Consider the following 18,745-nt stretch of genomic DNA (forward strand, 5'->3'; position numbering starts at 1 on the left):
GCAGACTGTCCCCATGAGCGCTGCCAGATCAGGTGCCAAAGCCGCCGGTTCCACGGGCGGCAAGGGCACCCCGGCCACCGTCGCCGCCGCCAGGGCCGGCATCGAATACACGCTGCACGGCTACGAGGCGGACCCGAACGCCGAGTCCTACGGGCAGGCCGCCGCCGACGCCCTCGGCATCGACCACGGCCGGATCTACAAGACGCTGCTCGCCGAAGTGGACGGACGACTCACCGTCGGCGTCGTGCCCGTGTCCACGAGCCTCGATCTGAAGGCACTGGCCGCGGCGGCCGGCGGCAAGAAGGCGCGGATGGCCGACCCGGGCGACGCCGAGCGCGCCACCGGATACGTCGTCGGCGGGATCAGCCCGCTCGGACAGCGCCGGCGGCTGCCGACCGTGATCGACACCTCGATCTCAGCGCTCGCGACCGTCTACGTCTCGGCCGGACGGCGCGGACTGCAGATCGAACTCGTCCCCGCCGACCTCGTCCGCCTCACCGGCGCCCGGCTCGCCCCGATCGCCCGGGGATAGCCGGCCGAACAGCAGCTCCAGCAACCCGTACACGGCGACGGCCACCAGCGGCCAGAACACCAGGACGCCCTTGGCCCGCAGATCGGCGACCCCCGTGACGGTGGTGCCGTCGCCGCCGTGCCGCGCCGCGTCCCGGAAGGCGTCCAGCCCGATCATGTGGCCGGTCCGCCAGGCGAGCACGGCCGCGGCGGCGCCGCCCGCGGCGAGCCCGAGGACCAGCGCCAGATCGCCGAAACGGCGGCCCGCCGCGTACGCGGCCGCCCCGCACGCGATCCCGGCGACCAGCATGATCAGCGCGAACCGGCCGTCGATGCCGATGGGGCCCTGCCCCTCCGGATCAGCGAACAAAGGCTCACCCTGCACTATTACGTATGTCACCTTGGGGACGGTCTTCGCCCACAGCAGTCCGGCGGGCGGGCCGAGCAGCGCAACGATGGCGGTGGTGACGCCCCAGGTCGCAAAGAGCCTCCCGGCAGGTCGCCGCACCTCGTACGCTCCTTGGTGGAAGTCTCGTCCGACAGCGAAAGCCTAGCCTGCCGAGGTCGGCCGAATCGACCACCCGATGGTGCCCGATTCCCGCCCACAACCGCCCCGATCACTGGGATAATGTGCCCGACATGTCCGGATTCAGTCCTGCGTTCGAACGCCTCGGCGCCGCCCTGGCGGCCGTCGTCCTGCAGCGGCAGGAGACGCTCGCCGAGTTCCTCCCCCGCGAGGACTGGAGCGCCGACCTGACGGCCCGCACCTACGCCAGCGGCGGCGTCACCGTCCGGGTCTCGCTGCTCGGCAGCTACGCCGCACGCGAGCGCACCTGGCTGTGGGGCTGGGCGAACCCGCAGTTCGGCGCCGAGCACCCCGCGGTCGGCCCGACACTGATCATCCGGAAGCTGGGCGAGCGGCTCGGCATCGCCGAGTTCACCACACCCGAGGTCGACCTGTCCTGGTACGAGGGACCCGCCGGGCACGGCGGCGAACTGATCGCGATGGCGGCGGGCGGCGTCCTCGGCGGCGCCGGATACATCGGCGCCGGATACGACGGCGGCTCGGCCTACCTGCACGTGAACGACCCCCAGGCCCCGCCCACGGTCTGGGACCCGATCCCCCTCCCCCGGCTGCTGTCGAACGCGGCGAGCCTGTTCCCCCACGAACCTCGGCTCACCCTCGCCGGATTCCTGTCCCACCACCGCGTCCCCTACCGCCAGACCGACGCGCTCACCGAACTGTGGCCTCCCGGCGGCGGCACCGCCCGCGCCCACTTCGACGGCCTGGGCCGCTTCATCAACTGGACTGTATTGGATCGCAGTGTCCTTGGCGTCGGGCGTTGAACGCCCTCCTTCAACGGACACGGCAGCGATCGCTGCATCGCTCTCGACTCGCCCTAGAGGGCTCGCTTCGCGATCAGGTTCTCGCTTCGCTCGCGCCTGGCTTCGCTCGCGATCGCGGCGGCAGCTCGCTGGGCCTCTCCTCGACGGCGTCCGAGGGGCTCGATGCGGGAAATGTCGCTGATCAGGGCTTGGGCTGGTGGGTAGCTTCGGTGTCATGATCTATCGATTCGGGATCCAGCTGGCGCCGTCCGCCGGCGGGCTCGGCGATGTCCGGGCGCTCGCCCGCCTCGCCGACCGGGACGGGCTCGACCTGCTCGGTGTCCAGGACCACCCGTACGCCTCCGGTCTGGCCGACACCTTCGCGGTGATCGCCGCGGTTCTCGCCGACACCGAGCGGATCCGGGTGTTCCCGGACGTGGCGTGCCTGCCGTTGCGCGGGCCCGGGGTGCTGGCCAAGCAGGCGGCCACCCTCGACCTGCTGAGCGGCGGCCGGTTCGAACTCGGGCTCGGCGCCGGCGGTTTCTGGCCCGCCATCGCCGCGATGGGCGGCCCGCGCCGCAGGGCACCCGAGGCTCTGGCCGCGATGGAGGAGGCCATGGCGATCATCAGGGCGATGTGGCGTCCTGGTGAGACCGTGAAGGTCAAGGGCGAGTACTACACGGTGGACGGCGTCCATGCGGGCCCGGCCCCCGCCCACCCGGTCGGCATCTGGCTCGGCAGCCAGGGCCCGAAGGCACTCGCGCTCACGGGCCGCATCGGCGACGGCTGGGCCGCGCCCATCCCGCACTACCTGCCGTACGAGCAGTGGCGCGGGGCGCAGGACACCATCACGAGCGCCGCCGAGGACGCCGGGCGCCCGCCGTCCGCGATCACGCGTATCGCGCAGCTCGTCGGCGACATCACCGACGCGCCTCGGCCGGTCCGGCTTGAGGGTGAGGAGCCGATCCGCACCGACGCGGCGGGATGGGCACGCATCCTCGCCGAGCTCGCCACGGAGACCGGCTTCGACTCGTTCATCTACTGGCCCGAGACCACCGATGAGACGCAGTTGCGCCGCTGGACGCAGGAGGTGGTCCCCGCCATACAGCTCAGATCAGGCAGGACGGGCCCAGGAGTTGCTTGAGGTCGCCCATCAGCGCCGGGGAGGGGGCGACGCGGAGCTTGTCGTCGAGGCGGACGACGGTGGTGCGCGGCCCGTTCTGCAGGTGGAGGTGGACCTCGGCGGTGCCGGGGTGGGTGATCAGCACCTCTTTGAGGCGGGTGACGATCGGGGGGGTGCAGCGGCCCAGGGAGAGCGTGACCGAGAGCGGGCCCGTCGCGTCGGTGATGGTGAGGTCGGGCTGGGTGACCTCCATCGCGATGATCTTCGCGACGTCCTCGCGGCGGTCGAGCCGTCCCTTGACGACGAGGATGGCGTCTTCGGCGAGAAGGGTGGAGCACAGCTGGTAGGACGAGGGGAAGCACATCACCTCGATGGAGCCGCCGAGGTCCTCCAGCTGGAACATGGCCCACGAGTTGCCCTGTTTGGTCACCTTGCGCTGCAGTCCCGACAGCAGCCCGGCGACGATCACGACCTGGCCGTCCGGGCGCTCGCCCTCGTTCAACACGGCGATCGTGCAGTCGGCCTCGCGTTCCAGGATGTGCTCGACGCCGAGGAGCGGGTGGTCGGAGACGTACAGGCCGAGCATCTCCCGCTCGAAGGCGAGCAGGGTGGTCTTGTCCCACTCCTCGGCCTCGGGGATGACGACCGCGAACGCGTCGTCGCCGCCGTCGTCCTCCAGCGCGCCGAACAGCGAGTCCTGGCCGATGGCCTCTTTGCGCTTGATGTCGATGACCGAGTCGATGGCCTGCTCGTGCACCATCAGCAGCGCCTGGCGCTGGTGGCCGAGCTCGTCGAATCCGCCCGCCTTGATCAGCGACTCCACGACCCGCTTGTTGCACACGATCGGGGGGACCTTGCTGAGGAAGTCGTTGAAGTCGGCGTAGGCGCCCTTCTCCCGGCGCGCGGCGACGATGCCGTCGACCACGTTGGTGCCCACGTTGCGGACGGCGGACAACCCGAACCGGATCTCGGTGTCACCGAGCGGCGTGAAGTCGGCCTCGGAGGTGTTGACGTCCGGGGGCAGCACCTTCAGCCCCATCCGGCGGCATTCCGACAGGTAGAGGGCGCTCTTGTCCTTGTCGTCGCCGACGGAGGTGAGCAGGCCCGCCATGTACTCGGCCGGGTAGTTGGCCTTGAGGTAGGCCGTCCAGTAGGAGACCAGGCCGTACGCCGCGGAGTGCGCCTTGTTGAAGGCGTAGTCGGAGAACGGGACGAGGATGTCCCACAGTGTCTTGACGGCCGCCTTGGAGAAGCCGTTGTCGATCATGCCTTGTTCGAACCCGACGAACTGGGCGTCCAGCTCGGCCTTCTTCTTCTTGCCCATGACGCGGCGGAGCAGGTCCGCTTTGCCGAGCGTGTACCCGGCCACCTTCTGCGCGATGGCCATGACCTGCTCCTGGTAGACGATCAGGCCGTAGGTGGTGTCGAGGATCTCCTTGAGCGGCTCCTCCAGCTCGGGGTGGATCGGCGTGATCTCCTGCTGGCCGTTCTTGCGGAGCGCGTAGTTGGTGTGGGAGTTGGCGCCCATCGGACCCGGCCGGTACAGGGCGCCGACGGCGGAGATGTCCTCGAAGTTGTCGGGCTTCATCAGCCGCAGCAGCGAGCGCATGGGGCCGCCGTCGAACTGGAACACCCCGAGGGTGTCGCCGCGCGCCAGGAGGTCGTAGGTCGGCTGGTCGGTCAGCGGCAGGGCGAGCAGGTCGACCTCCACGCCCTTGTTCTTCTTGATTCCCTCAAGCGCGTCGTCGATGATCGTCAGGTTGCGCAGGCCCAGGAAGTCCATCTTCAGCAGGCCGAGCGTCTCGCAGGTCGGGTAGTCGAACTGCGTGATGATCGCGCCGTCGGCGTCCCGGCGCATGATCGGGACGTGGTCGGTGATCGTCTCACCGGACATGATGATCCCCGCCGCGTGCACACCGGTCTGCCGGATCAGCCCCTCCAGGCCCTGCGCCAGATCCATGATCTGTTTGACGTCGGTCTCCTCCTCGTACAGCTTCCGCAGCTCACCGGCTTCGCCGTAGCGCGGGTGCTTGTCGTCGAAGATGCCCGACAGCGGGATGTCCTTGCCCATGACCGCGGGCGGGAACGCCTTGGAGATGCGATCCCCGAGCGCGTAGGGGAAGCCGAGGACGCGGCCGGCGTCCTTGATGGCGGCCTTGGCCTTGATGGTGCCGAACGTGGCGATGAAGGAGACCTTGTCGGCGCCCCACTTCTCGGTGGTGTAGCGGATGACCTCGGCCCGCCGGTCTTCAGGGAAGTCGATGTCGATGTCGGGCATGGACGCGCGCTCGGGGTTCAGGAACCGTTCGAAGATCAGCCCGTGCGGGATCGGGTCGAGGTCGGTGATGCCCATCGCGTAGGCGATCAGCGACCCGGCGGCGCTGCCGCGCCCCGGGCCGACCAGGATCCCGTTCTCCTTGGCCCACATGATGAAGTCGGCGACGACGAGGAAGTACGACGGGTACCCCTTGCCGAGGATGACGCCCATCTCGTACTCGGCCTGCTCCTTGTACCCGTCGGGAAGCCCCTCCGGGAAGCGGCGCTCCAGCCCCTTCCAGACCTCTTTGCGGAACCAGGTCTCCTCCGTCTCGCCCTCGGGGACGGGGAAGCGGGGACTGAGGTCGCGGTACTCGAACATGCCCGCGGGGTCGACCTTCTCGGCGACCAGCAGGGTGTTCTTGCACCCCTCCAGCCAGACGTCGGACGAGTCGATCGACCGCATCTCGTCGGCGGTCTTGATGTAGTAGCCGCTGCCGTCGAACCGGAACCGGTCGGGGTCGGCCAGCTGCTTGCCCACCTGGACGCACAGCAGCGCGTCGTGCGCGGTGGCCTCCGACTCGTGCGTGTAGTGCGAGTCGTTGGTCACGACCGGCGGGATGTTCAGCTTCTTGCCGATGTCGATGAGGCCCTGCCGGACGCGGCGTTCGATGTCGAGTCCGTGGTCCATCAGTTCGAGGAAGTAGTTGTCCTTGCCGAGGATCTCCTGGAAGGTGGCCGCCGCCTTGAGGGCCTCGTCGAACTGGCCGAGCCGCAGCCGCGTCTGCACCTTCCCCGACGGGCAGCCCGTCGTGGCCATCAACCCGTCGGCGTGCTCGGCGAGGAGTTCCTCGTCCATGCGCGCGTACTTGAAGACGAACCCCTCGGTGTAGGCGCGGCTGGAAAGCTTGAACAGGTTGTGCAGGCCCGTCCTGTTGCGCGCCCACAGCGTCTTGTGGTTGATGAGGCCGCCGCCCGAGACGTCGTCGCGCTTCTGGCTCGGCTCCCCCCAGTGGACCTTCTTCTTGTGGAAGCGCGATTCCGGCGCCATGTACGCCTCGATGCCGATGATCGGCGTCACGCCCGCGGCCGTCGCCTGCTTGTGGAAATCGTAGGCGCCGTGCATGTTGCCGTGGTCGGTCATGGCGATGGCCGGCATCTTCTGCCGGCCGACCTCGTCGAACATCTGCTTCAGCCGGGCGGCGCCGTCCAGCATGGAGTACTCCGTATGGACATGCAGATGAACGAACGAGTCCGCCATGCCTGATGCGCCTCCTGATCGTCGACATGCGACCGCCCACGTGCGGCCGGCACGTGTGCGTCGCCATCGGTCCCGGGGGAAGATCGTCAGCCCGGACGGGGCGCCGGGATGACGCGGTCCTGAGAGCCTAACCCGCCCCGCCGACAGCGCGGGCCCCGACACTCCGGATGCCTCGTCCGCCCCATTTGTCCCACTACGGACGGCGCGTTCCCTTCGATGCGCTCTGGTAGGCGCCCGGCGGAACGCCCACGGTCCGCTTGAAGTGGCGGGTCAGGTGGGCCTGATCGGCGAAACCGATGCGGGCGGCGACCTCCGCTGGTCGCAGCCCCTCGTCGAGTAGCGCGCGCGCCGCTCGCACTCGCACCTGGTTGAGGTAGGCGTGCGGCGGCAGGCCAAGAGTCGTGCGGAAGGCCCGCAGCAGGGGGAAGGGACGGGTCCCCACGGACGCGGCCAACTCTTCGAGGGACGGCGGTTCGAGGAGGCTCGCATGCAGGATGTCGCGGGCGTCACGCACCACGGGCGGCAGTGCGGCGGAGCCGTCGTCCCCCGGCACGCGCCGGGCGTGCCGGGTCAGCAGCCCCGCCAGAGCCGTCCGCAGCGTCGTGGAGGCGGCGAGGGTGTCCCCCACCTCCCCCGCCCGGTGGAACGCCCGCAGTGCCCTGGCCGTGGACGGGTCGACGAAGACGGGCGCGGGAAATGAGACCGTTCCACGCGGCGCTCCCAGTTCGGCGGCGACCTCCTCCACCACGGCCACCGCCGGGTAGAGCACCCGGTACGTCCAGCCCTCGGGCGTCCCCGCGTGCCCGGTGTGGACGACGTCGGGATTGACGACCGCGATGGAGCCGGGACCCGCCCGTTCGACGCCGCCCCGGTGTTCGAACTCCTCCACGCCCGACTCGATCAGGCCGATCGTGTAACCGGGATGGGTGTGCCGGCTGAACCGGTGGGTGACGAACCGGGCCCGCAACAGATCGACCTCCGGCAACGCCGGATGCCGGAAATAGTGCGCGACCTCGCCCCCCATGTCGGACATGCTAGCGGCGGGGTCTCACGGGCCGAGATGATCCGTCCGGGAGTTGACGAACCCCCGGCGCCCCGTCCTACGATCGGACGCATGGAACGTCGCCGATTCAGGTTTACGAGGCCGGCTCCGGGCGAGCCGGTCGACGTCACGACCTGAGCGACGACCCCGGAGCCGGCCAAGGCAGAGCCCCCATGGGCTCTGCCTTTCTCATGGGCGGAACGCCCCGCGAACGAGCGCGGCCCCGGGCATGGACCCACTTGCGCGACCGGCCGCCGCAGGAGAGGGAACCCACATGCACGAGAAGGTCATCGACGCGTCCGGCGCCGAGCCCGGGGCCGGAGCGCCGGACAGGTCCGACGCTCCGGACGGGACCGGCGGTCGGGCCGAGCACGCCGCCTGTCCGGCCTGCGGCCCGTCCGGCGAGTTGCGCGTCCGGCTGCCTTCCCTGGCGGACATCACCACGCTCGGCGACGCGCGCGCCGCGATCGACGGCCTCGACGCCGCCCTGGCGACCCTGCTCGAGCGCCGGGCCGCCGTCGCCGCGGTCGTCCAGCGGCTGAAGCCCGTCGGCGGCTTCGCCGGGCGCAACCCGGAGCGGGAGCGCCAGATCGTCGAGGCGATGGCCGAGTACGCCCCCTCCCTCGGCCCGGAGCGGCTGGCCCGCATCATGAACGCCGTCATCGAGGCCGGCCTGGACGCCGCCGACGAGCGGTGACGCCCCGTCGGGCACGGGCGCAAGAACGTTCAAGACCGCCGCAGGCCCGGCCGCCTACGGTCCCGGTATGAGTGCGACGGAGTGCGAGGTCGCCGCCGGGGAGGCGCCGTCCATCCCGGCGGGGAACGCGCGGGCGGCGGTGCGGGACGGGCTGGGAGTGGGGCTCGCGGTGGGGGTGTCCGGCCTGGCGTTCGGCGCGGCCGCCGTCACGGCGGGGCTGTCGGTGGCGCAGGCGTGCGTGCTGAGCCTGCTGGCGTTCACCGGGGCGTCCCAGTTCGCGCTGATCGGGGTGATCGGCGGAGGCGGCGGTCTTGTCGCCGGGACGCTCGGCGCGGTGCTGCTCGGCGGCCGCAATGCCTTGTACGGGCTGCGTCTCGCGCGGACGCTGGACGTGCGGGGCTGGCGGCGGGCGCTGACCGCGCAGACCGTCATCGACGAGACGACGGCCGTGGCGACGGCGCAGGAGGGCCGGGCGGCGGCGCGCGCCGGGTTCTACACGACGGCCATCACCCTGTACGTGATGTGGAACATGACCTCGCTGCTGGGCGCGGCCGGCGCCGCCCGGCTCGGCGACCCGAAGTCGGTCGGGCTGGACGTCCTCGGGCCGGCCGTGTTTCTGGCGCTGTTGTGGCCGCGCCTCACCGGTGACCGGGGCGGAGCGCCGGCGGAGCGGAGGGCGCCGGTGAGGCGCCTTTTGCGGAAGCCCGGGGCGAGTCGGACCCCGGCTGTGAGACTCACCGCGGTTCGGGTCGAGGTCCGGGTGGCGGTGGGAGCCGCCGTGATCGCGGTGGCGGCGACCCCGCTGCTGCCGCCCGGGGTCCCGGTGATGCTGGCCGCCGTCGCCGCCCTGCCCGCCCTCGTCGCCCGGGAGGGCGCCCGGTGAACGTCTGGATCGCGATCGTCGTCACCGGGCTGGGGTGCTACGCGCTGAAGTTCGGCGGGCTCGTCACCCCACAGCGGGTCCTGGACGAGCCCCGGGTGCGCCGGTTCACCGAAGTGGTCCCGGTCGCGTTGCTGACCGGGCTGGTCGCGGTGCAGGCACTGGCCGACGGCAAGGCCCTGGAGTTCGACGGCGCCCGCATGGCGGGGCTGAGCGCGGCCGTGGTCGCGCTGCTGCTGCGGGCGCCGTTCCTGGTGGTGCTCGCCGTGGCCGCCGGAGTCGCCGCGGGACTGCGGCTGCTCTGACCCGCTCCGGCAGAAGTCAGGACTCGTCGGAGACGATCTCCAGGGCGCGGGCCAGGTCGTCCGGGTAAGGGCTCTGGAACTCGACCCAGTCGCCCGTGGCGGGGTGCTCGAAACCGAGCCGTGCCGCGTGCAGCCACTGCCGCGTCAGGCCGAGCCGGGCCGCCAGGGTCGGATCGGCTCCGTACGCCATGTCGCCTACGCACGGATGCCGGATCGCGGACATGTGCACCCGGATCTGGTGCGTCCGCCCTGTCTCCAGGTCGATGTCGAGCAGCGAGGCGGCCCGGAAGGCCTCCACCGTGTCGTAGTGGGTCACCGACGGTTTGCCGCCGGCGACCACGGCGAACCGGCCGTCGCCGGACGGGTGCCGGTCGATCGGCGCGTCCACCGTCCCTCGGAACGGGTCGGGATGGCCCTGGACGAGCGCCTGGTAGCGCTTGTCGACGCGGCGCTCCTTGAACGCCCGCTTCAGGCGCGAGTAGGCGATCTCGCTCTTGGCCACGACCATCGCGCCGGTGGTGTTGGCGTCGAGCCGGTGCACGATGCCCTGCCGTTCGGACGCGCCGCTCGTGGCGATCGTGTGCCCGGCGCCGAGCAGCCCGCCGAGGACGGTCGGCCCCGTCCAGCCGGTGGTGGGGTGGGCGGCCACACCGATGGGCTTGTCGATCACGACGACGTCGTCGTCCTCGTACAGCACGCCCATCCCCGGGACGGGCTCGGCGACCGGGGCGGGCGGCGCGGGCGGCGGCGGGAGGGTGACCTCCAGCCAGGCGCCGGCGTGCAGCCGCTCGGACTTGGTCGCCACTGCGTTGCCGTCGAGCAGGACCTCCCCCGCCGCGATGATGTCGGCGGCACCGCCCCGGGAGAGGCCGAACAGCCGGGCGAGGGCGGCGTCGACTCGCTCGCCCTCCAGCCCGTCGGGGACGTGGAGGCCGCGAACCTCGCCCATCAGGTCTTCTCCCCGGTCTCCCCCGGGGTGCCCTTCCCCGCGTCCTGCGCGGGCTCCTTCGCCGGGGCGTTCTCGGCCTCGTCCGCGGAGGGTTGCGCGGGCGGCGGCGCGGGGGGCTGCTGCTCCGGCTCCGGTTCGGCGTCGTCGTTGTCGGTGAGGCGTGTCCCGTCGATCTGGAGGCCGCGCGCCGCCAGGGCCACGGCCAGGAAGCCGCCGCACACGATCGCCGAGTCGGCCAGGTTGAACACCGGGAAGTGCGGCACCTGGATCCAGTCGACGACGTGGCCCTTGAACGGCGCCGGGGCGCGCAACAGCCGGTCGATGAGGTTGCCGATCGCGCCGCCGAGCAGCAGGCCGAGGCAGATGGCCCAGGGCAGGCTCCGCAGGTTGCGGGCCGTGCGCAGGATCGCCACGACCACGCCGCACGCGATCAGCGTGAACACGATCGTGTAGCCGGTGCCGATCGAGAACGCGGCGCCGCTGTTGCGGGTCTCGCGCAGCGTCAGCAGCCCGCCGAGCAGCTCGATCGGCTCCTCGTCCTGCAGTGTGGCCACGACGGTGATCTTGGACAGGATGTCGGCGGTGAGCGCGACCAGCGCCACGACGATCAGCACGCCGACGCGGCGCGGCCGAGGAGATCCCGTGGATTCCCCGGCCCCGCCCTCTGGGTTCGTTGAGTCGCTCAGCGACGTTCCTCGCGTTGTTTGCATGTCACACACAGGGTCGCACGCGAGAAGACCTGAAGGCGCGCCTTCCCGATCGGCTTGGCGCAGGACTCGCAGATCCCGTACGTGCCGGCGTCCATCCGCTGGACGGCCCGCTCGATCTGGGCGAGCAGGTCCTGCGAATTGTAGGACAGCGCGAGTTCGTGCTCGCGCTCGTAGGTCTTGGCCCCGGCGTCGGCCTGGTCGTCGCCGGCGCCCTCGCTGGTGTCGCCCTCAGCGATCTGGCTGGCGGACGCGGCGATCTCCCTGCGCAGCGCGCTGATCTGCTCTTCCAGCTCCGCCCGCACCTCGGCGAGCTCGGGGGCGGTCCAGTGGTCCTCGCCCTCGCGGACCGGCAGCTCCGCCGCCTTCGCGGCGGCCCGGCCGGCACCGCGTTTCGCGGTGGGCTCGGCCGTGGACTTGGCCGTGGGCTTGGCCGTGGACTTGGCCGCGGGCTTGGCCGGTCTGACCGCGCCCTCCCCGCCCCCTGGACGGGTGGCCGGCGCTTTCGTGGCGCCCTTCTTGGCCGAAGACGGCCTGGTGCCCCGGGCCTTCTTCCCGGGGGGCGGCGTGCCCTTCCCCGCGGCGGCCATGGCGGCCTCCCTCGCGCTGATCGCCTCGACAGGCAGTGCGGGCAGCATAGGTCCCCTCTCTCGGGCACGGCAAACAACCTGGCGGTGTTACCGACCGCTTATGCCCGGTAGCCGATCGTCAAGAAACCCCGGAGATCGCAGAATCTCGGAAAGGAACCGGGCATCGGCCGCCCCCGCGGGCCGCATGCCGGCGATAACGGGAAGTGGATCGGTGCCCGGTGCGTTAAAGTTGGGACGAGAAGTCGAACGGCAGGCGCTGAAGGGGATACCTGCCGCCGCACGCAGCCATGAGCGACCCGGGGACGGTGCGAGCCCGGGGGTGAGCCCGGCGGTCTGATCGCCCCGGAGCCGCCGGAAGAACCGTCCCGGACCTTGTCCGCGGACCCAGTAGACCCGGCCGCCGAGACTCGAACGAAGCGGACCGTGCCGTCGTCGGGCACGGTCAAGGAGGGTGGTACCGCGGGACCTCGTCCGGGCATCCGGGCAGGTGTCTCGTCCCTCCGGTCCACGTGCAGTGCCCCGCACTGACATTCACGTCGATTCGGAGGTCCGCCCAAGTGAGCCGCCGTAGTTTCCGGCCGCTGCCCGCGCAGGTCGATCTGCCCGCCATGGAGCGGGATCTACTGCGCCGCTGGCGGGAGAGCAAGGTCTTCGAGCGGTCGCTGGAGCGCACCGCGTCCGGTCCGCGCTGGGTGTTCTATGAGGGGCCGCCCACCGCCAACGGCATGCCCGGCGTCCACCACGTCGAGGCCCGCGTGTTCAAGGACGTGTTCCCGCGCTTCAAGACCATGAAGGGGCACCACGTCCCCCGCAAGGCGGGTTGGGACTGCCACGGGCTGCCCGTCGAGGTGGCCGTGGAGAAGGAACTCGGCCTCACCGGCAAGAAGGACATCGAGGAGTACGGCGTCGCGGAGTTCAACGACCGCTGCCGTGAATCGGTGCTACGCCATGTGGACGCCTTCGAGGAGATGTCCGAGCGGATGGGCTTCTGGGTCGACACCGACCAGGCGTACCGCACGATGGACCCCGAGTACGTCGAGGCCGTGTGGTGGTCCCTCAAGGTGGTCTTCGACAAGGGGCTGCTGTTCCGCGACTTCCGCATCACGCCGTACTGCCCGCGCTGCGGGACGGGCCTGTCCGACCATGAGCTGGGCCAGCCCGGCGGGTATGAGACGGTCACCAGCCCGTCGGTGTACGTACGGATGCCCGTCACGTCCGGGCCGCTGGCCGAGATGGGCGCCGCTCTGCTCATCTGGACGACGACCCCGTGGACGTTGGTGTCCAACACCGCCGTGGCCGTCCACCCCGAGGTCACCTACGTCGCCGCCCGCCCGGCGGACTCCGACGAGGTTCTCGTGGTCGCGGAGCCGCTGCTGGACCAGGTCCTCGGCGAGGGCGCCGAGCGGCTCGCCACCTTCCAGGGCGCCGACCTGGAACGCACGACCTACACGCGGCCGTTCGACCTGGTCGACATCCCGGACGCGCACTACGTCGTCCTGGGCGACTACGTCACCGTCGAGGACGGCACCGGTCTCGTCCACCAGGCGCCCGCGTTCGGTGCCGACGACATGACCGTCTGCAAGAACTACGGGATGCCGATCGTCAACCCCATCGGGCCGGACGGGCGGTTCCTGCGCGCCGTACCGCTCGTGGGCGGGAAGTTCTTCAAGGACGCCGACGAGTCGCTTACCGACGACCTGCGCGCGCGCGGGCTCCTGTTCCGCGGCGGCCACTTCGACCACAGCTACCCGCACTGCTGGCGCTGCCACACACCGTTGCTGTACTACGCGCTTCCCGCCTGGTACATCCGCACCACGCAGATCAAGGACCGGTTGCTGGAGGAGAACGAGAAGACCAACTGGTTCCCCGAAACGGTCAAGACCGGCCGGTATGGGGAGTGGCTGCGCAACAACGTCGACTGGTCACTGTCGCGGAGCCGCTACTGGGGCACACCCCTGCCGTTGTGGGTGTGCGGCGAGGATGAGGACCACATCACCTGCGTCGGCTCCCTGAAGGAACTGGGCGAGCTGGCCGGGAAGGACATGTCCGCACTCGACCCGCATCGCCCGTACGTGGACGACGTCACGTTCCCGTGCACGCGCTGCGGCGCAGAGGCCCGCCGTGTACCGGACGTGATCGACGCGTGGTACGACTCCGGCTCGATGCCGTTCGCCCAGTGGGGCGCGCCGCACCGCAACAAGGAGATCTTCGAGGGCTCCTACCCGGCCCAGTACATCTGCGAGGCGCAGGACCAGACCCGCGGCTGGTTCTACTCCCTCATGGCCGTCGGGACGCTCGTGTTCGACCGATCGTCCTACGAGGACGTCCTGTGCCTCGGTCTGATCCTCGCCGAGGACGGCCGCAAGATGAGCAAGCACCTCGGGAACGTGCTGCGTCCGATCCCGCTCATGGACCAGCACGGCGCCGACGCGGTCCGCTGGTACATGCTCGCCAGCGGGCTCCCCTGGGCTTCCCGCAGGGTCGGCCACGCCGCCCTGGAGGAGATCGTCCGCAAGGTGCTCCTCACGTACTGGAACACCGCGTCGTTCTTCGTCCTGTACGCCAACGCCGCCGAGGCCCAGGGCCGCTCCTGGACGCCGGACCGGCGGGCGGAGGCGCCCGACCCCGCCGACCGGCCGCTCCTGGACCGGTGGGCGCTGGCGGAACTGCACCGAACCGTCGGTGAGGTCGACGCGGCGCTGGAGCAGTACGACACCGCGCGCGCCGGACGGCGACTGGCCGAGTTCATCGACGACCTGTCCAACTGGTACGTGCGGCGCTCCCGCAGGCGCTTCTGGGAGGGGCCGGGGACGCCCGAGGGCGCGTCGGCGTTCGCGACGCTCTACGAGTGCCTGGAGACCCTCACCCGCCTGATGGCACCGATGGTCCCGTTCGTGACCGACCACGTCTGGGACGTCATCCGTCCCGAGGACGGTCCGGAGTCGGTGCACCTCACCGATTGGCCGTCCGTCCGGCAGGACCTCCTGGACGCCGACCTGAGCGCGCAGATGGGACTCGCTCGGCGGCTGGTCGAGCTCGGCCGGTCCGCGCGGGCCGCCAGCGGTGTCCGCACCCGCCAGCCCCTCGGACGCGCCCTCGTCGGCGCGTCCGGCTGGACGGCCCTGCCGGAGCAGCTGCGTGCCCAGATCTCCGAGGAGCTGAACGTCCTGGCCTTCGAGGAGCTGTCCTCGATCGGTGGGGACCTGGTCCAGTACGAGGTCAAGCCGAACTTCCGGGAGCTCGGCAAGCGGTACGGCAAGGACACCCCGAAGGTCGCCAAGGCGGTGACCTCCGCCGATCCCGCGGCTCTCGTCGGAGCCCTGCGCGGCGGCGGTTCCGTCGAGGTCGAGGCGCAGTTCGACACGGGGGCCGGCACCGTCCGGTTGTCGGCGGACGATGTGATCGTCACCGAGCGGCCGCGCAGCGGGTGGGCGGTGGAGAGCGCCGCGGGCGAGACCGTCGCCCTCGACCTCACCGTCACGCCCGAGCTGCGCCGGGCGGGCCTGGTACGCGAGGCCGTCCGCCTCGTCCAGGAGGCTCGCAAGGCCGCCGGGCTGGAGGTCATCGACCGTATCGAGCTGTGGTGGGAGGCCGCCGGCGACGACCTCGCCGAGGCCCTGCGCGCCCACGGCGCCGAGGTCGCCGCCGAGGTCCTCGCCACCTCGGTGACCGAGGGCCGCCCTGGCGGACTGAAGGCCGGCCGCGATGACGAGCTGGGGCTGTCCTACTGGCTCCGCAAGGTCTGACCGCCCCGGCGTGCCGCCCCCATCACCATCGGGGCGGCACGTCCCGCCCGAAACTCCCGAAAGGGGTTCTTCGCGACACATCGCGTTTGCGATGATGGACGGGTGAACCTTCCCGAGCAGCCCTCCGACCCGTCGTCCCCCGCTCGGCTGCGCGCATCGGACGCCGACCGCGACCAGGTCGCCGACCGCCTGCGCGAGGCCCTCGCGGAGGGACGCATCACGCCGGAGGAGCACGCAGAGCGCATCGACGCCGTCTACAGCGCCAAGACCTACGCCGATCTGGAGCCCGTGCTCAGCGACCTGCCCGTCGACGACACGCCTAGACCGCGCGTGGACCTGCGCAAGGAGGCCCCGCTTCCGCCACCTCCCCCGCAGTCGCCCACCCTCGCCGCCGTGTTCTCCGGCGTGGAGCGCAAAGGACGCTGGCTGGTCGAGGAGAACACCACCGTCGCATGCGTGTTCGGCGGCGCGGACCTGGACTTCCGGCAGGCGGTGCTGAGCCGCAGCGAGGTGACGGTCAACATCACCTGCATCTTCGGCGGGGTGAACATCATCGTCCCGCCGGGGGTACGGGTGATGTCGTCCACATTCGCGATCTTCGGCGGGACGGACTATCCCGAGGACGACGTCGTCGCCCCGGACGCGCCGGTCATCCGGCTGACCGGCATGCTCGCCTTCGGCGGTGTGTCGGTGGAGCGCCGCGAGGTGGGCGAGTCACGCAGGCGCCGCCGGCGCGGTGCCTCCCACGAGCTCCACCGGGAACGGCACCGGGAACGCCACGAGGAGCACGTGCGCCGCCGGGACGAACACCTCCGCGTCCGCGACGAGCGCCGCGGCCGCCGCCGGGAACTGCGCGCCGAACGCAGCCGCGACCGCTGACACGCGCCTCCGCGCGCAGGGCGGCGCAGGGCGGCCGGGTCGGTGCCGGGTCAGTCGCGGGCGTGCTCGCGGTCGGGCTGGCAGACGAGGCACGGCGTGCAGCCGCGGGCCTTGGCCTCGGCCCGGGACAGGGCCTCCAGGTCCTCGGCCTCGTCGCCGATGTCCTCGATCAGGGCGCAGTCGGTGCGGTGGTAGCGCCGGGTGCCGCTGAGGATGCGCACCTGCGGCCCCTCGTCCTCGGACGACTCGGCGGCGGGCTCTGCCGCGGCGGAACCGGCGATTTGTACGGCTTCGCCAGCCTCGTCCGCATCGCGGGGCCGTGGCGCGGCGGTGTCACGCACGTTCAGAGGGTCCTCGGCCTCGGCCGCCGCCTCCCGCGTCACCGACGCGGTCTCAGCGGGACGTTCCGGCGCGGAGGGTGTCTCTGGCTCGGGCTCGGCGGGCACGGCCGCCAACGGGGCGCTGAGGGCGTCTTCGCGTCGCTGGGCGCCGGGCAGGTCGGTCACCGTCGGCTCGGGCGGGCGCCGGGCGGATTCGGCGGTCGCGGGCTCGGGCACCGGCCACGACGAGTCGGTCAGGGGGTCGGACGGCGCCTCGGGCGCACGGGACGGAGCAGCCGCCGCGGGCTCGGCGCGAGAGATCTCGGCCGTCTTGTCGAGGCTCGGCGGCGGCGTGGACGAGGCCATGGAGCGGCCCCCGGGCTGGGACGCGGACTGGGTCTCAGGCTGGGACGCGGGCTGGGACATACCCGCCAGCCGCTTCTCCGGACGGGACGGCGCGGGACGGTCACCGCCAGGCTTCGGAGGTTCCGCCTTGCCCGCGCCGGTCTTCGGCGTGGTGGGCGACACCGCGGCGCGCGCCGCCAGTGCGGTGTCGGGCATGCAGGCGGTACAGGGGCTGAACCCCTCCTCCTTGGCCTCGGCGTAGGTGAGCTCCTCGGTGTCGCGTCCGGCGAGCTGCCGGCAGGTGTCCAGGTGGTACCGCTTGCGACCGCGGACGACGAACACCACCGCGTCCTCGGGGACGTCGGCCGACGGGGCAGGGATCTCCACCTCGTCGTCGGCGGACTCTGTGGGGGGCTTGGCCACCGGCGGGGCGGGCATCGCGCCCCTGGCCGGTGTGGTGTTCTGGGCCGGGACGGGGGAAGCCGGACGCTTGCGCTTGGGGCTCTTCTTCTTTCCGGCGGAGGACGGTGCCCCCGCGCCGAACAGCTCCTTGCGCCGCAGGAACACCCCGATGGCGAGGCACAGCGCGGACACGATGCTGACGGCGATCGATATGTAGATCACCACCAGCGCGTCCAGGCCGAACACCTGGGCGCTGTCTCCGTTGCCGGCGACGATCCCCGCGACCAGCAGGGCGATGGCCGCCACCACGAGAACGCCACTCAGGATGATCACAGGGTCTCTTCCCCTCGTTCAGACCGCTCGGCTCCGGGCCGTGCGAAGCCCGGTGGTCGACCCGCCGGCGCCGCCGAAGCGACGGCGCTGCCATCACCGGCGCGGCGATCGGGACGACACTATCGCCTGTGTCGCGGCGTCAGCGCCTCTCGTGCGGCGGGTTGTCACTTCCGCCCGCGTGGAACGCGCCGGTCGCCGAGTGCTGGATCTGCTGAGCGGGCTCCGCGGGCGGCGGGAACGGCGAGGGACCGGTCGGGTTGGCCCCGGTGGCACCGTTGCGGTTCTCGGCGTGCGGGATGGCGCTCTGCGGACCGGTCTGCTGACCGCCCTGGGGGTTGCCCTGGTGCCCGGCGGCGGGTGCGGCGCCCGGGACCGCGGCGAACGCGCCGGTCTCGGTACTCCCGGCCTCCAGGTCGCGCAGCTGGCCCTCCAAGTAGACCTTCAGACGGCTGCGGTACTCACGCTCGAACGCACGCAGGTTGTCGACCTCGCGCTCCAGTTCCTCACGCTGCTGCACCAGCGACCCCATGACCTGGCGGTGCCGCTCCTGGGCGTCGCGGTCGAGGGCCTCGGCGCGAGAGCGGGCCTCGCTGACGATCTGGTCAGCCTGACGGCGCGCCTTGCCGAGGATCTCCTCGGCCTCGCGGCGGGCACGACCGAGCGTCTCGTCGGCCTCCCGGCGGGCGTCGGCGATGGCCTGGTCGGCGGTCTGCTGCGCGAGCGCGAGGACGCGGGCGGCGGTGTCCATGTTGTCCTCGCCGGTGGGCGCGGGCGCCATGCCGAGGCCCATGACGGGCTCCGGCTCGGGCTGCGGCTGCGGCTCCGGGCGCGGCGGCTCGGGGATCTTCTGGACGTCCGGCTTCGGCTCCACGATGGGAGCGGCCATGGCGGGGACCTTGCCGCGCAAGCACTCCGCGAGCTTGGCCCGTAGCTCCTCGTTCTCCTGAATGAGGCGGTCCAACTCGGCCTCGACCTCGTCGAGGAAGGCGTCCACCTCCTCCTCGTCGTACCCCGGCCTCAGCCTGGTGGTACTGAACTGCTTGTTCCGCACATCGGCGGGTGTCAGCGGCATGT

General features: G+C 71.5%; 16 protein-coding genes. 8 read left to right on the top strand and 8 right to left on the bottom strand.

The window, feature by feature from the left end:
- Positions 1 to 13: 13 nt before the first annotated feature.
- Positions 14 to 532, top strand: a complete 519-nt coding sequence (gene ybaK / locus AMA02S_RS26690) for a Cys-tRNA(Pro) deacylase (protein WP_067462819.1) — start codon at positions 14 to 16, stop codon at positions 530 to 532.
- Here ybaK and AMA02S_RS42180 read toward each other — a convergent pair.
- Entirely contained in the window at positions 416 to 1,018 is a 603-nt protein-coding gene (locus AMA02S_RS42180) for a hypothetical protein (RefSeq protein WP_245667846.1), read from the bottom strand. The two genes, ybaK and AMA02S_RS42180, sit on opposite strands and share 117 nt — an antisense overlap.
- 131 nt (positions 1,019 to 1,149) lie before the next feature.
- Here AMA02S_RS42180 and AMA02S_RS26695 point away from each other — a divergent pair, with 131 nt between their 5' ends.
- Entirely contained in the window at positions 1,150 to 1,857 is a 708-nt protein-coding gene (locus AMA02S_RS26695) for a DUF6882 domain-containing protein (RefSeq protein ID WP_067462822.1), read from the top strand.
- A 214-nt stretch (positions 1,858 to 2,071) separates the two neighbouring features.
- On the top strand, positions 2,072 to 2,980 hold the full coding sequence (locus tag AMA02S_RS26700; protein WP_067462825.1) for an LLM class flavin-dependent oxidoreductase: 909 nt from the start codon (positions 2,072 to 2,074) through the stop codon (positions 2,978 to 2,980).
- On the opposite strand, the gene dnaE is transcribed toward AMA02S_RS26700, so the two are convergent.
- Both dnaE and AMA02S_RS26710 read right to left on the bottom strand, forming a co-directional pair.
- Positions 2,946 to 6,476 (bottom strand): DNA polymerase III subunit alpha, encoded by a 3,531-nt coding sequence (gene dnaE / locus AMA02S_RS26705; RefSeq protein ID WP_067462829.1) that lies wholly within the window; start codon positions 6,474 to 6,476, stop codon positions 2,946 to 2,948. The genes AMA02S_RS26700 and dnaE overlap by 35 nt on opposite strands.
- Before the next feature lie 193 nt (positions 6,477 to 6,669).
- Positions 6,670 to 7,500, bottom strand: a complete 831-nt coding sequence (locus AMA02S_RS26710) for an AraC family transcriptional regulator (protein ID WP_439951610.1) — start codon at positions 7,498 to 7,500, stop codon at positions 6,670 to 6,672.
- A 292-nt stretch (positions 7,501 to 7,792) separates the two neighbouring features.
- Between AMA02S_RS26710 and AMA02S_RS26715 the strand changes: the two genes are divergently transcribed.
- From AMA02S_RS26715 to AMA02S_RS26725, 3 genes are all read left to right on the top strand, one after another.
- The gene (locus tag AMA02S_RS26715) at positions 7,793 to 8,215 is read left to right on the top strand and encodes a chorismate mutase (protein ID WP_084265624.1); all 423 of its coding nucleotides are present in this window, start codon (positions 7,793 to 7,795) and stop codon (positions 8,213 to 8,215) included.
- A gap of 67 nt (positions 8,216 to 8,282) precedes the next feature.
- Positions 8,283 to 9,098, top strand: coding sequence for an AzlC family ABC transporter permease (locus AMA02S_RS26720; RefSeq protein WP_084265625.1), 816 nt, complete (start codon positions 8,283 to 8,285; stop codon positions 9,096 to 9,098).
- Positions 9,095 to 9,400 carry an AzlD domain-containing protein gene (locus tag AMA02S_RS26725; protein WP_067462834.1) on the top strand — a complete coding sequence of 102 codons (306 nt, stop codon included), beginning with the start codon at positions 9,095 to 9,097 and terminating at the stop codon, positions 9,398 to 9,400. Before AMA02S_RS26720 ends, AMA02S_RS26725 begins: the two co-directional genes overlap by 4 nt.
- Before the next feature lie 16 nt (positions 9,401 to 9,416).
- On the opposite strand, the gene AMA02S_RS26730 is transcribed toward AMA02S_RS26725, so the two are convergent.
- From AMA02S_RS26730 to AMA02S_RS44355, 3 genes are all read right to left on the bottom strand, one after another.
- Positions 9,417 to 10,349 (bottom strand): RluA family pseudouridine synthase, encoded by a 933-nt coding sequence (locus tag AMA02S_RS26730; protein WP_067462837.1) that lies wholly within the window; start codon positions 10,347 to 10,349, stop codon positions 9,417 to 9,419.
- A complete protein-coding gene (lspA, locus tag AMA02S_RS26735) occupies positions 10,349 to 10,963 on the bottom strand; it encodes a signal peptidase II (RefSeq protein WP_245667847.1) in 615 nt (204 codons plus the stop codon). The genes AMA02S_RS26730 and lspA overlap by 1 nt, the downstream gene beginning before the upstream one ends.
- A gap of 68 nt (positions 10,964 to 11,031) precedes the next feature.
- Complete coding sequence (locus AMA02S_RS44355; protein ID WP_067463500.1) at positions 11,032 to 11,412, bottom strand: TraR/DksA family transcriptional regulator; 381 nt, start codon at positions 11,410 to 11,412, stop codon at positions 11,032 to 11,034.
- A 791-nt stretch (positions 11,413 to 12,203) separates the two neighbouring features.
- On the opposite strand from AMA02S_RS44355, the gene ileS reads away from it, so the two are divergent.
- On the top strand, positions 12,204 to 15,392 hold the full coding sequence (ileS, locus tag AMA02S_RS26745; RefSeq protein ID WP_281181923.1) for an isoleucine--tRNA ligase: 3,189 nt from the start codon (positions 12,204 to 12,206) through the stop codon (positions 15,390 to 15,392).
- Between the two features lie 102 nt (positions 15,393 to 15,494).
- Entirely contained in the window at positions 15,495 to 16,271 is a 777-nt protein-coding gene (locus AMA02S_RS26750) for a DUF1707 SHOCT-like domain-containing protein (protein WP_067462840.1), read from the top strand.
- A gap of 50 nt (positions 16,272 to 16,321) precedes the next feature.
- Here the strand turns inward: AMA02S_RS26750 and AMA02S_RS26755 are convergent, their stop codons facing one another.
- Both AMA02S_RS26755 and AMA02S_RS26760 read right to left on the bottom strand, forming a co-directional pair.
- Positions 16,322 to 17,671 carry a hypothetical protein gene (locus AMA02S_RS26755; RefSeq protein WP_067462843.1) on the bottom strand — a complete coding sequence of 450 codons (1,350 nt, stop codon included), beginning with the start codon at positions 17,669 to 17,671 and terminating at the stop codon, positions 16,322 to 16,324.
- 139 nt (positions 17,672 to 17,810) lie between these two features.
- Positions 17,811 to 18,743 carry a DivIVA domain-containing protein gene (locus AMA02S_RS26760; protein ID WP_067462846.1) on the bottom strand — a complete coding sequence of 311 codons (933 nt, stop codon included), beginning with the start codon at positions 18,741 to 18,743 and terminating at the stop codon, positions 17,811 to 17,813.
- Positions 18,744 to 18,745 lie beyond the last annotated feature (2 nt).

Source organism: Actinomadura macra NBRC 14102, from assembly GCF_001552215.1.
Classification (GTDB): domain Bacteria; phylum Actinomycetota; class Actinomycetes; order Streptosporangiales; family Streptosporangiaceae; genus Spirillospora; species Spirillospora macra.

Excerpts from the sequence above, each read along its gene's own strand:
- ybaK (WP_067462819.1), top strand. The coding sequence starts at position 14 with ATGAGCGCTGCCAGATCAGGTGCCAAAGCCGCCGGTTCCACGGGCGGC.
- AMA02S_RS26695 (WP_067462822.1), top strand. The coding sequence starts at position 1,150 with ATGTCCGGATTCAGTCCTGCGTTCGAACGCCTCGGCGCCGCCCTGGCG.
- AMA02S_RS26700 (WP_067462825.1), top strand. The coding sequence starts at position 2,072 with ATGATCTATCGATTCGGGATCCAGCTGGCGCCGTCCGCCGGCGGGCTC.
- dnaE (WP_067462829.1), bottom strand. The coding sequence starts at position 6,476 with ATGGCGGACTCGTTCGTTCATCTGCATGTCCATACGGAGTACTCCATG.
- AMA02S_RS26710 (WP_439951610.1), bottom strand. The coding sequence starts at position 7,500 with ATGGGGGGCGAGGTCGCGCACTATTTCCGGCATCCGGCGTTGCCGGAG.
- AMA02S_RS26715 (WP_084265624.1), top strand. The coding sequence starts at position 7,793 with ATGCACGAGAAGGTCATCGACGCGTCCGGCGCCGAGCCCGGGGCCGGA.
- AMA02S_RS26720 (WP_084265625.1), top strand. The coding sequence starts at position 8,283 with ATGAGTGCGACGGAGTGCGAGGTCGCCGCCGGGGAGGCGCCGTCCATC.
- AMA02S_RS26730 (WP_067462837.1), bottom strand. The coding sequence starts at position 10,349 with ATGGGCGAGGTTCGCGGCCTCCACGTCCCCGACGGGCTGGAGGGCGAG.
- AMA02S_RS26760 (WP_067462846.1), bottom strand. The coding sequence starts at position 18,743 with ATGCCGCTGACACCCGCCGATGTGCGGAACAAGCAGTTCAGTACCACC.